This is a genomic window from Chryseobacterium metallicongregator, assembly GCF_031324065.1.
In the GTDB taxonomy this organism is placed as follows: domain Bacteria; phylum Bacteroidota; class Bacteroidia; order Flavobacteriales; family Weeksellaceae; genus Chryseobacterium; species Chryseobacterium metallicongregator.
In genome coordinates this window covers 203,584-215,915 of sequence record NZ_JAVIXS010000001.1, presented here as the reverse complement: position 1 = coordinate 215,915, position 12,332 = coordinate 203,584, and the positions used below count along the sequence as shown (strand labels likewise).

Here is a 12,332-nt window from a genome sequence, read left to right as displayed (position 1 = left end):
ATTTAAAATAAAAAGAAAGCCCGAAAGATTGTTGAAAAGAATTTGATATAAATTTGAAAAAAAGCTTTAATTTTAAAATCTAAAAATAAAAATACTGCATGTTTGAATTAACATATGATTTGGAAGATATCGATGCGAAAATCTTCTATGGAGTTAATAACCAATATTTCAACTTAATAAAATCAAGCTTTCCAACCATTAAAATTACAGGAAGAGATCATTTTATCTTTGCCATGGGAAATCAGGAAGCTTTAGACATACTGAAACAAAAACTGGATGATATTGTCAGTTTTATCTCCAAAAACAATTCAATAGGGCTGAAAGATGTTGAAAATATATTGAATATTAAAGACGAAAATGAGAAGCAACTGGTATTCGATCAGGATATCATTGTAAAAGGAGTTAACGGAAAAGTTATTAAAGCTAAAACAACCAATCTTAAAAAGCTGGTAAAAGAGACGGAGAAAAAGGACATGGTTTTTGCCATTGGACCTGCAGGTACCGGAAAAACATATACCAGTGTGGCATTGGCGGCAAGAGCTTTGAGAGATAAAGAGGTGAAAAGAATTATCCTGACAAGACCGGCTGTAGAAGCAGGGGAGAGTCTGGGATTTCTGCCTGGTGATCTTAAAGAAAAGCTTGATCCGTATTTACAACCTTTGTATGATGCACTTCGTGATATGATTCCGCATGAGAAACTGGAAGGTTTCATGGAGAAGAAAGTGATTGAAGTAGCACCATTGGCTTTCATGAGAGGACGTACTTTGGATGATGCTTTTGTGATTCTTGATGAAGCACAGAACACCACTCATGCTCAGATGAAAATGTTCCTTACCAGAATGGGGATGAATGCCAAGTTCATTATTACAGGAGATCCAAGTCAGATTGACCTTCCTAAAAATCAACAGTCCGGATTGAAAGAAGCCATGAGAATTTTAAATGGAGTGAAAGAAATAGGATTTGTACATCTTACAGAAGAGGATGTGGTAAGGCATCCGGTAGTAAGAAAGATTATCCTGGCTTATAACGATGAGGAAAAAAGACTAAGAAACGACTAGGGAGAATGAGTAAAAGTTTCCATTAACCTTTTATTAACCTTAAATTGGTTAGTTAAAATTTGTTAATTTGAAAAAAATAATTAGTTTTGCAGACCTTTAAATGTAAAAACTAATTAAACATGAAAAAACTTTTACTTGTTGCGGCAGTCGCTGCTATGGGAATTTGTGCCAACGCACAAGAATTTCGATTTGGTCCAAAAGCCGGTTTCGCAATGTCTACCATTAAACTAGACGATAAGCAAGATGATCTTGACGGAAGAAAAATGTCTCCTAAATATACCTTCTATATCGGTGGAATGGCTGAGTACAAATTCAATGATAACTTTGCTGTTCAGGGAGAGGTGTTGTATTCACCACTTGGAGCTAAAGAAAAGATTGATGGAGTAAACGCCGGAGGAATGTATTTCGGGGAGTCGACTAAAGTGACTTTCGGGACTCTTTTGGTTCCTGTTTCTGCAAAATACTTTATTACAGAAGGCTTCTCTGTAGCTGCAGGTCTTAACGTGGGAATTATTCTTACCGCTAAACAAAAGACTGTCATCGGTTCAGATTTCCTTGATGTAGAAATGGAAGGTGAAGGCGGTGATGTAGATATTAAAAAAGATATCAAATCATTGAACCTTGCTCCGTTCTTAGGTGTTGAATATATGCTGGAAAACGGTCTTTTCTTTGATGCAAGATACAGCTTAGGAGTATCCAACCTATCCAATGACAACAGCGGAGGTACTGTAAAGAACAGCTTTGCTCAGGTGGGTGTGGGTTTCAAATTCGGAGGAAACTAATTCTGAAATTTTTTACTATCAAATAATATAATGCAGGACAAATTTTGTCCTGCTTTTCCTGTTGTAGTATGGTTTATTCTAATAATAAAAATAATTAGTATTTTTGCACGGTAATTCAAAGCTACTAAAAAAATGAAAAAACTATTATTACTAGGTGCTTTTGCACTTTTAGGAGGTGCTGCTCAAGCGCAGGAAGGTTTTAAAATCGGTGGACATATTGGTGTTCCCGTATCAGATGCAAGTGATGTATCTTCGTTTACATTAGGAGTAGATGCAGCTTATATGTGGAATATTGCTAAAGGTCTTGATCTTGGGGTAACCACAGGATATTCTCATTTCTTCGGAAAAGATCACTTTGATGATTTCGGATTTGTTCCTGTAGCTGTTTCCGGGAAATATAGATTTAAAGGAGCTCCTATCTTTGTAGGATTAGACCTTGGATACGGTATTTCTACAAAAGATGGTGTAGATGGTGGTTTCTATGCACAGCCTAAATTTGGATATCAAATGTCTAAAGGGGAGTTGTACATCGGTTACCAATCTATCAGCAACAAGCGTGACCTGCCAGGATGGGGAAGCTATAGCTGGAATGTAGGAGCTGTTAACATTGGTTATAATTTCTTCTTGAAATAAGGAAAAGCAATTGTATATGAAAACTCCGGCCGAAGGCCGGAGTTTTTTGATTACTTATATATAGACTGTACGGATTTCTGATCATGAATTTTTAATAGAGTGGATGTATAACGATTAGAAATAAGGAAAAACAGCTTTGAATAATAAACATTTGTTTAAATTTTAAGAGTTAATAACTTTAAAATTAATGGTTTAGGTTAATTAATTTTAGCATTTCTCCAGAATTGGTGGGGTTTTGCAAAAAATCGCAAAATTTAAAAAGTTAAATATATTTGTCTCTTGTTGAAAAAAAGTGATTTTTTTATTCATAATCTTGTGAAAAACTTAATAAGTTCTCTTAACTAGGATTTATTTTTATAAAACTCCAAATTTTAACAATGATATTAATCACATTAACAAATTTTAATATTAGTGGGGACCACTGTAAATTTGCCCTCAGAAAGTATTAAAATTTTTTAAAATGAAAAAAATATTATTAGCGGGTGCTGTTGCACTTTTTGGTTTATCAAACGCTCAGATTGCTAAAGGAACTACATATTTATCAGGATCTGTTGGTTATTCTCAGGTAGAATCTAACAACGGTAACGATAAAAAAGAAAATTTCAATGTATTACCTACAGTTGGATATTTCGTAAACACTAACCTAGCAATTGGATTAGGAGTTGGATACCAAACTGAAAAGAACACTATAACAACTACTCTTGGTAACACAGTAGGGGAAAGCATCACTAAGCAACCAGCTTTTGTTGTTGCTCCATTCGTAAGAAAATACTGGACTTTATCTGACAAGTTATATTTCTTCGGTCAATTAGCAGTGCCAATGCAATTTGGAAAAACTGAAACTGAAACTAACTCTGTAACTACAATAGGAAACAATACAGTTTCAACTTCAACTTCAACTGAAGCTAAATACACTAAAATCGGTGTTACTGTTAAACCAGGTTTAGATTATTTCTTAAACAAAAACTGGTCTATTGAAGCTACTATCGGTGAGTTCGGTTATAGCAACTACAAGCCAAAAGATGGTGATGCTACAAACAACTACAACTTCGGATTGAATTTATCTTCTGTAACTTTCGGAGTTAAATATGTATTTGCAAAATAATAAACAAAGCATATAGCAAGAAAGCCCTGAGAAACTCTTAGGGCTTTTTTTCTATATAAAACTAATATAATAATCATGAAAAAAATCGTATTGATGGGCGCTGTGGTGCTTTTCGGTTTATCAAATGCACAGATTGCAAAAGGAACTTCTTATCTTTCAGGTCAGGTAGGATATTATCACAATGAGAAAAACGAATTTGAAACCAATAGAAAGGATGATGTGATCAGAATCCTTCCTACAGCGGGGTATTTCGTTACTAATAATCTGGCTGTGGGACTTGGTATAGGCTATAAAAGTGCTGTTACAAAATACAAATTGGGCAATCCTGCCATCAGTAATGTATTTGAAGTTAAATATACAGATAATGCTTTTGTGGTAGCTCCATTCGTGAGAAAATACTGGACTTTATCGGATAAATTATACATCTTCGGGCAGTTACAGGTTCCATTAGAGTTTGGTAAGGAAAAAATGAATGCAAACAGTAATATTAACGATGCGGATCCATTACTTACAGCTGCTTTGAACAGAGAAAATAACTATACTAATATTGGGGTGAATATCAAGCCAGGGCTGGACTATTTCATCACGAAGAACTGGTCAATTGAAGCTACAATAGGAGAGTTCGGGTACAATACTCACAAAAGAGATATTGACGGGGCAAAAAGAACTGATGATTACAAATTTGGTATCAGTTTAACGTCCGTGACTTTTGGAGTTAAATATGTATTTGCAAAATAATAAATAAAATAGATATATTAGCCCTGAGATAGCCACCTTAGGGCTTCTTTACTATAAAACTATTTAATAATCATGAAAAAAATCTTATTGGCATCTGCAATTGCTTTATTTGCAGGTTTGAATGCACAAACGACATTCGGTGTAAAAGCAGGATATGCTTTATCAAAATTAAATTCCAGTGAAGGAGATCTTGAATTGGGAGGGGTAGAAGCAAATTTAAAATCAAAATCAGGGTTTTATATCGGAGGTTTGGTTGAGCACAAATTCACAGCTAAATTTGCGGTTCAGGGAGAAGTAGAATATGCTAATCTTGGAGGAAAGGCAGAGGTTGGAATACCAGGCACAGGCATTACTGTAACTGAAAAGATGAATCTTAACAGAATTGTAATTCCTGTATCCGCAAGGTATTACGCAACTCCGGAGCTGGGAATTTACGCAGGTCCTTATGTAAGCTTTAAAACAAATAATAAAGTAAAATTTGAAATAAGTGGTCCTAATGCCGGTATGGTAGATCCTTCAGGACTTAAAGAAGGGGAGCGTTATTTAGAAAGAGAATTGAATGACGGGTTGAAATCTACTGATTTCGGTTTGTTCTTAGGGGCAGATTATAAAGTATACAAAGGATTCTTTGTAGATGCACGCTATAGTTTTGGTCTTACAAATATGATCAAGAATCCTGTGGATGGTGAAACATTAAAAATGAATTTCTTTCAGTTAGGAGTAGGGTATAAGTTTAAATAAACAGATCTCAATATAAAAACAAAAAACTCTCAGAATTTCTGAGAGTTTTTTTATGAATGATTTTTGTCTTTCTTATTTTCCAAACATTCCACCCATTCCAGGCATATTTGGCATTTTGCTCATCATCTGCATCATTTGCTTTCCTTGAGGTCCCTGCATCATCTTCATCATTTTACCCATCTGATCGAACTGTTTCATCAATTGATTCACGTCTTCGATTTTTCTTCCGGCACCTTTGGCAATTCTTCCTTTTCTCTGTGTATTGATGATAGAAGGTCTTCTTCTTTCTTCAGGAGTCATAGAGTAGATGATCGCTTCAATGTGCTTAAATGCATCATCACTGATTTCTACGTCTTTAATCGCTTTTCCAACTCCGGGAATCATTCCCATCAAATCCTTCATGTTACCCATCTTCTTGATTTGATTGATCTGCTTAAGGAAATCGTCAAAACCGAATTCGTTTTTAGCAATTTTTTTGTGAAGTTTTTTAGCTTCTTCTTCGTCAAACTGCTCCTGAGCTCTTTCTACTAAGGAAACAACGTCTCCCATTCCCAGGATCCTGTCTGCCATCCTTTCCGGGTAGAAAAGATCTAAAGCTTCCATTTTTTCTCCTGTAGAGATAAATTTGATTGGTTTTTCAACAACAGAACGGATTGTCAGTGCAGCACCACCTCTTGTATCACCATCTAATTTCGTTAAAACAACTCCGTCAAAGTTCAAAGCATCATTGAATGCTTTTGCTGTATTCACAGCATCCTGACCTGTCATGGAGTCTACTACGAATAGCGTTTCATTGGGTTTAATGAAGTAATGAACAGATTTAATCTCGTTCATCATCTGCTCATCAATGGCCAAACGACCTGCCGTATCCACAATTACTACATCATGACCGTTTGATTTTGCAAAATTAATTGCATTTTCAGCAATGGTAGAAGGATTTGTAGAGCCTTCTTCAGTAAAAACAGGAACATTGATCTGTCCTCCTAATACTTTCAGCTGGTCAATTGCTGCAGGACGGTATACGTCACATGCTACCAATAAAGGTTTTTTATTTCTTTTTGTCTGTAAATAATTAGCAAGCTTTCCTGAGAAAGTTGTCTTACCAGAACCCTGAAGACCCGCAATAAGGATTACAGTAGGTTTTCCTGAAAGGTTAATTCCTTCCTGAGAACCTCCCATCAGGTCTACCAATTCATCATGAACAATTTTTGTCATCAATTGTCCCGGAGTAAGGGAAGTAAGAACGTTTTCTCCTAATGCTTTATCCTGAACTCTTTTTGTAAGATCTTTGGCAACTTTATAGTTAACGTCGGCATCCACCAATGCTCTACGGATCTCCTTTACGGTTTCCGCAACATTGATTTCAGTAATTTTTCCTCTTCCGGAAATATTATGTAATGCCTTGTCTAATTTATCCTGTAAACTATTAAACATATTTATTGTAAATTATAGGTTTGCAAAAATAAGGAATTTTTAGCATATCTAAAGTGTTTGATCGCGTAATATTATATATATACGTAATATTATTATAGACAAGAAAAATGATAAATATCAAATCATGGTATAATCCGATAGAAAAAGTCTATTTTTGCGATCAATTAAAATATAGAATGAAAATCAATCCCAATATTCTTGTTGTCATTTTATTCTTTCTGACTTTCCTGGTGCATTTTTCCCTTTGGAAATTTGTTTTTCACCTGGATGAAATTGTGATCATTAAATTTTACCTTTTTCTAAGCGTCATGTTTATGATGATGATCACTCTTATTATCTTAATCAATAGAGTAGCACCGGAATTTTTAGGATTGTCTGTTATTGGTTTGATCCTTTTAAAATTCGGTTTGATGTACTTAATCAGAAAAAAACTGAACTTTGAAGTGATTCCCGGCTATAAATTTCATTTTATTATACCCTATTTTGTCCTGACAGCCCTGCTTACATACTATGCCATCAAGCTGATTAATCATGATAAAAAACAGTAAAATAATTTATTGAAACTAGAAAAAATATCATATTTTTGCACAACGAAAAAAACCTATCAATGTTTAAGAAATTCGCAGTTTTATTCTACAGTATTTTTGTATTAAACTTAGTGTCTGCACAGCACGGTGAGGCTACTGCTGGCGCAGCTCCTGCTCAAGAGCTTTCAGAGAAAGACAAAGTAAGCAAAGAAAACAAAGAGTTCATCGATCATCACTTATTAGATGCACATGATTTCACATTGATGGTTGATAAAGATGGTCACCACATCGGTTTCCCTCTTCCTGTTATTATCTATGATAACGGTTTCCACTCTTTCATGAGTAACAAAGAAGGGTTCATGCACGGAGAGCCTACTGAAGTAGACGGTTCTTTTTATGTATTGCACCATGAGAAAATCTACAAGACTGATGCAGCTGGAACTTTAACACTTGGTGAAGACGGTCATCCAACTAACGTAAAACCTTTAGATCTTTCTATTACAAAAAGTGTATTGATCATTTTATTAGTGTCAATCTTTATGTTTGTATTATTTGTTGGAATGGCTAAATCTTATAAGAAGTCTGCAGTTCCTACAGGTGTAGCAAGATTCTTAGAGCCACTAATCATCTTTGTGAGAGACGAAGTTGCTATTCCTAATATCGGGCACAAGTATAAGAGATTCATGGGTTATTTATTAACAGTGTTTTTCTTTATCCTTTTCCTTAACGTTCTTGGATTAATGCCTTTCGGAATCAATGTTACAGGTAATATTACAATGACATTCTTCCTGGCTATCCTTACGTATTTGATTACAACATTCTCAGCGAACAAAGATTACTGGAAACACATCTTCTGGATGCCAGGAGTGCCGGTTCCAATGAAACTGATCATGCTTCCTATCGAATTGTTGGGAACAATCACTAAACCATTCGCATTGATGATCCGACTTTTTGCAAACATGACTGCAGGACACATCGTAGTAATGAGTTTGATCGGATTGATCTATGTATTCAAGAATTTCATCGCAGGTGTTGCATTCCCATTCTTAACATTAGTAATTTATTTACTGGAAGTATTGGTAGCATTCCTACAGGCTTATATTTTTACAATGTTATCAGCACTGTTTATCGGAATGGCAGTAGAAGAGCACGAGCACGAACATCATGCAGCTCACTAATTGAAATTATAAATTAAAGTAAAACAAATTTTTTAAAATTATATATTATGGAAATCCCTAAAATTGTAGGTGCTGGTATCGTAGTACTAGGTGTAGGTATCGGTCTTGGTAAAATCGGAGCTGCTGCTCTTGAAGCTATCGCTAGACAACCTGAGCAATCTGGAAAAATCCAAACAGCTATGCTTATCGCAGCTGCACTTGTAGAAGGTGTTGCGTTTGCTGCTCTATTCGCAGTAAACTAATTAAATTCAAACCATTATCTGTGACGGTTGGTTACAGGTAATGGTTCTTTAAAAAAGTAATAATTATTTATACATTTATATAATGGAATTAATTCATCAGTTTTCATCAGGGTTATTTATTATCCAGTCTGTAATTTTTCTAGCATTATTATTTTTGTTAGGTAAATTCGCTTGGAAACCTATTTTAACGTCTATCAATGACAGAGAAACATCTATTGTTGACGCTCTTAATCAAGCTAAATTAGCTAGAAAAGAAATGGAAACTTTAAAAGAGGATAACGAAAGAATCATTCGTGAAGCTAAAATCGAAAGAGATGCTATCCTTAAAGAAGCCAGAGAAATTAAAGACAGAATCGTAGGAGAAGCTAAAGATGTTGCTAAAGCTGAAGGAGACAAAATGATCGAAGCTGCTAAACAGACTATCAACGCTGAGAAAAATGCTGCAATGGCAGACATCAAAACTCAGATTGGTACTTTATCTGTAAACATTGCTGAGTCTATCTTGAAGCAAAAGCTAGACAACAGCGAAGCTCAAAACGAATTAGTTCAAAATTATTTAAACAAATCAAACCTTAACTAAGAATGCTTACATCTAAAGTAGCTAAAAGATACGCACAAGGTTTACTTGACTTCACCAACGAATCAGGTCAAACGGCTACTGTATTTTCTGAAATGAAAGATGTAGTAAAGATCATGAAAGAGTCTGCGGACTTAAATAAATTTTTCATGACTCCTTACATCGATTCTAAAAAGAAAATAGAAGTAGCAAACGAAATTTTCAAAGGTTTATCTGTCTCTTCTCAGAACCTGATCAGATTGGTTATTAAGCACGGACGTGAAAACCAATTGAAAAATATCGCTCAGGAATTCATCAACAAAGTTGAAGACCTTAGTGGTGTACAGAGAGTAACACTTACAACAGCAACTCCGCTTTCAAAAGAAAACCTTGATCAGATTTTAAGATCTACCAATCTTGTAAATGCTGATTCAAACTTTGATCTGAAAGTAAATGTGAAGCCTGAAATTCTTGGAGGATATGTTCTGAGAGTAGGTGACCAGCAGGTAGATGCGTCTGTGAAGACAAAATTGAACCAAGTTAAAAAAGATTTCCAATTAAATTAAGAAAAACAACCATACAATGGCAGAAATAAATCCGGCAGAAGTATCTGCGATCTTAAAACAGCAATTGGCCAACTTCGATACTCAATCAAACGTTGAGGAAGTAGGTACAGTTTTAACCATCGGTGATGGTATTGCTCGTGTATACGGGTTAGAAAACGTACAATACGGAGAGTTGGTGAAATTTTCTAGTGATGTAGAAGGTATTGTACTTAACCTTGAAGAAGACAACGTGGGTGTTGCTCTACTTGGTGAAAGTAAATTAGTAAAAGAAGGTGATACAGTAAGAAGAACAAACAGAATCTCTTCTATCAAAGTAGGAGAAGGTATGTTAGGAAGAGTAGTAGATACTCTTGGTAACCCAATCGATGGTAAAGGTCCTATTACTGGGGATTTATACGAAATGCCATTGGAAAGAAAGGCTCCTGGAGTTATCTTCAGACAGCCGGTAACTGAGCCTTTACAGTCTGGTATCGTGGCAATTGATGCGATGATCCCTGTAGGAAGAGGTCAGAGAGAGCTTATCATTGGTGACAGACAAACAGGTAAAACGACTGTTGCTATCGATACGATCATCAACCAAAAAGAATTCTTTGATGCTGGTAAACCAGTATATTGTATATATGTTGCTATCGGTCAGAAAGCTTCTACTGTAGCACAAATCGTTAAAACTCTTTCTGATAAAGGAGCTTTAGCTTATACGGTAATCGTTGCAGCTAACGCATCAGATCCAGTTCCAATGCAGGTATATTCTGCAATGGCAGGAGCTTCTATCGGTGAGTTCTTCAGAGACACTGGTAGACCAGCACTTATCGTTTATGATGATTTATCTAAACAAGCTGTTGCTTACCGTGAGCTTTCTCTACTATTGAGAAGACCACCGGGCCGTGAAGCTTATCCTGGAGACGTTTTCTACCTTCACTCAAGACTATTGGAAAGAGCTGCAAAAGTAATCGCTGATGACGAAATTGCTAAGCAAATGAACGATTTGCCAGAGTCTCTTAAGCCAATCGTAAAAGGTGGTGGTTCATTAACAGCCCTTCCAATTATCGAAACTCAGGCTGGTGACGTTTCTGCATATATCCCTACAAACGTAATCTCTATTACAGACGGACAGATCTTCTTGGAGTCTGATCTATTCAACTCAGGGGTTCGTCCTGCAATCAACGTAGGTATCTCTGTATCAAGGGTAGGAGGTAACGCTCAGATCAAATCAATGAAAAAAGTTTCTGGTACATTGAAGCTTGACCAGGCTCAGTATAAAGAACTAGAAGCGTTTGCTAAATTCGGTTCTGACCTTGATGCTTCTACTTTAGCAGTTATCTCTAAAGGAGAAAGAAACGTAGAAATCCTTAAGCAGCCGGTAAATGCACCACTTCCTGTAGAAAGTCAGGTAGCGATCGTATACGCTGGAACAGAAAACTTAATGAGAAACGTTCCATTGAACAAGATTAAAGAATTCCAACACGAATATATCGAGTTCCTTAAGTCTAAGCACCCTGATACAATGGCTGCTATTAAGTCTGGAAAAATCGATAACGATATTACAGGTGTTCTTAAGCAGGCAGCTAACGATTTAGCTTCTAAATACAACTAAAAAATTCAATGTTTAAGGTTTGAAATATAGTGTTTTAAACCTTAAACTTTAGACCTTAAACTTTGAACCCAAATTAATGGCAAACTTAAAAGAAATACGAGGCAGAATTACGTCAATTTCATCTACGATGCAGATTACACGTGCTATGAAGATGGTTTCCGCAGCGAAACTTAAAAAAGCACAGGACGCAATCGTAATGTTAAGACCTTATTCTGAAAAATTACAGGAGCTTATCCAGAATGTAAATTCTAGCTCTGACCCTGATCAGATTTCTGTATATGCTCAGAAAAGAGAGGTTAAAAGAGTACTATTCATCGCTGTTACTTCAAACAGAGGTCTTGCGGGAGCTTTTAACTCTTCTATCGTAAAAGAGCTTAACCTTCAGTCTCAGAATAATTCTCAATATGAGATTGAAATTCTACCTGTAGGTAAAAAAGCATTTGATGCTGTAAGAAGAAACCGTACGGTATATGCTAATGGAAGTTCTGTGTATGATAATCTGAACTTTGATGCAGTTGCTCATATCACTGAAGGGGTAATGACAAGCTTCAGAGAAGGTAAATTTGACGAAGTTTATGTTATCTATAACAAATTCGTTAATGCTGCTACTCAGGAAGTAACTACAGAAAAACTTCTTCCTATCTCAATGCCGGAAAACACTGAGCCACAGGTTGAAACAGATTATATCTTTGAACCTAACAGAACTGAGATTCTTGATAATTTGATTCCAAAGTCTATCAAAACTCAGGTTTTCAAAGCCATCTTAGATTCAGTAGCATCTGAGCACGGAGCGAGAATGACTGCAATGCACAAAGCAACAGACAACGCTCAAGCTTTAAAGAATGATCTAGTGATCTTCTATAACAAAGCAAGACAGGCTGCAATTACCAACGAAATCCTGGAAATTGTTTCCGGAGCAGAAGCTTTGAAAAATTCATAAAGAATTATTTTATTATACAAATAAAAGCACCGAAATTATCGGTGCTTTTTTGTTTACATAGTGATGAAACAGTCATTGGTTATTCAAAAATCCCGTTTCCATCAGAAAATGAGCAGTTGTTCCAATTATTGTTTTTATTTAAAAATAGCCATGTTATATCAAGCCATATTTTTGTAAGAAAATTCCTTCATCGAAATAATCAATCCCGGATTCAGGCAGGTTATTTTTATTTTACATA

General features: G+C 35.6%; 14 protein-coding genes. 13 read left to right on the top strand and 1 reads right to left on the bottom strand.

Annotated elements, in window-relative coordinates; all coding sequences use genetic code 11:
- Nucleotides 1–98 precede the first annotated feature (98 nt).
- The 6 genes from REB14_RS00990 (at nt 99) to REB14_RS00965 (ending at nt 5,057) form a co-directional block, all read left to right on the top strand.
- Nucleotides 99–1,058, top strand: a complete 960-nt coding sequence (locus REB14_RS00990) for a PhoH family protein (RefSeq protein ID WP_002979097.1) — start codon at nt 99–101, stop codon at nt 1,056–1,058.
- A 119-nt stretch (nt 1,059–1,177) separates the two neighbouring features.
- Nucleotides 1,178–1,840 carry a porin family protein gene (locus REB14_RS00985; RefSeq protein WP_079241870.1) on the top strand — a complete coding sequence of 221 codons (663 nt, stop codon included), beginning with the start codon at nt 1,178–1,180 and terminating at the stop codon, nt 1,838–1,840.
- Nucleotides 1,841–1,972: 132 nt separating this feature from the next.
- Complete coding sequence (locus REB14_RS00980; RefSeq protein WP_079241869.1) at nt 1,973–2,473, top strand: hypothetical protein; 501 nt, start codon at nt 1,973–1,975, stop codon at nt 2,471–2,473.
- Nucleotides 2,474–2,933: 460 nt separating this feature from the next.
- Nucleotides 2,934–3,578, top strand: a complete 645-nt coding sequence (locus REB14_RS00975) for an outer membrane beta-barrel protein (RefSeq protein WP_079241868.1) — start codon at nt 2,934–2,936, stop codon at nt 3,576–3,578.
- A gap of 75 nt (nt 3,579–3,653) precedes the next feature.
- A complete protein-coding gene (locus tag REB14_RS00970; protein ID WP_309521249.1) occupies nt 3,654–4,316 on the top strand; it encodes an outer membrane beta-barrel protein in 663 nt (220 codons plus the stop codon).
- Nucleotides 4,317–4,388: 72 nt separating this feature from the next.
- Entirely contained in the window at nt 4,389–5,057 is a 669-nt protein-coding gene (locus REB14_RS00965) for a porin family protein (RefSeq protein ID WP_079241866.1), read from the top strand.
- A gap of 72 nt (nt 5,058–5,129) precedes the next feature.
- On the opposite strand, the gene ffh is transcribed toward REB14_RS00965, so the two are convergent.
- The gene (gene ffh, locus REB14_RS00960) at nt 5,130–6,491 is read right to left on the bottom strand and encodes a signal recognition particle protein (RefSeq protein WP_034695428.1); all 1,362 of its coding nucleotides are present in this window, start codon (nt 6,489–6,491) and stop codon (nt 5,130–5,132) included.
- Between the two features lie 176 nt (nt 6,492–6,667).
- Here ffh and REB14_RS00955 point away from each other — a divergent pair, with 176 nt between their 5' ends.
- From REB14_RS00955 to atpG, 7 genes are all read left to right on the top strand, one after another.
- A complete protein-coding gene (locus REB14_RS00955; RefSeq protein ID WP_047374405.1) occupies nt 6,668–7,039 on the top strand; it encodes a hypothetical protein in 372 nt (123 codons plus the stop codon).
- A gap of 59 nt (nt 7,040–7,098) precedes the next feature.
- Entirely contained in the window at nt 7,099–8,196 is a 1,098-nt protein-coding gene (gene atpB / locus REB14_RS00950; RefSeq protein WP_079241864.1) for a F0F1 ATP synthase subunit A, read from the top strand.
- Nucleotides 8,197–8,243: 47 nt separating this feature from the next.
- Nucleotides 8,244–8,438 carry an ATP synthase F0 subunit C gene (gene atpE, locus REB14_RS00945; protein ID WP_002979108.1) on the top strand — a complete coding sequence of 65 codons (195 nt, stop codon included), beginning with the start codon at nt 8,244–8,246 and terminating at the stop codon, nt 8,436–8,438.
- Nucleotides 8,439–8,520: 82 nt separating this feature from the next.
- Nucleotides 8,521–9,018, top strand: a complete 498-nt coding sequence (locus REB14_RS00940; RefSeq protein ID WP_034695422.1) for a F0F1 ATP synthase subunit B — start codon at nt 8,521–8,523, stop codon at nt 9,016–9,018.
- 2 nt (nt 9,019–9,020) lie between these two features.
- Nucleotides 9,021–9,560: an ATP synthase F1 subunit delta gene (atpH, locus tag REB14_RS00935; protein WP_034695420.1), complete on the top strand. Its 540-nt coding sequence runs from the start codon at nt 9,021–9,023 to the stop codon at nt 9,558–9,560.
- Between the two features lie 16 nt (nt 9,561–9,576).
- Nucleotides 9,577–11,154: a F0F1 ATP synthase subunit alpha gene (atpA, locus tag REB14_RS00930; protein WP_034695418.1), complete on the top strand. Its 1,578-nt coding sequence runs from the start codon at nt 9,577–9,579 to the stop codon at nt 11,152–11,154.
- A 76-nt stretch (nt 11,155–11,230) separates the two neighbouring features.
- A complete protein-coding gene (atpG, locus tag REB14_RS00925) occupies nt 11,231–12,094 on the top strand; it encodes an ATP synthase F1 subunit gamma (RefSeq protein WP_034695417.1) in 864 nt (287 codons plus the stop codon).
- The last annotated feature ends 238 nt before the right edge of the window (nt 12,095–12,332 follow it).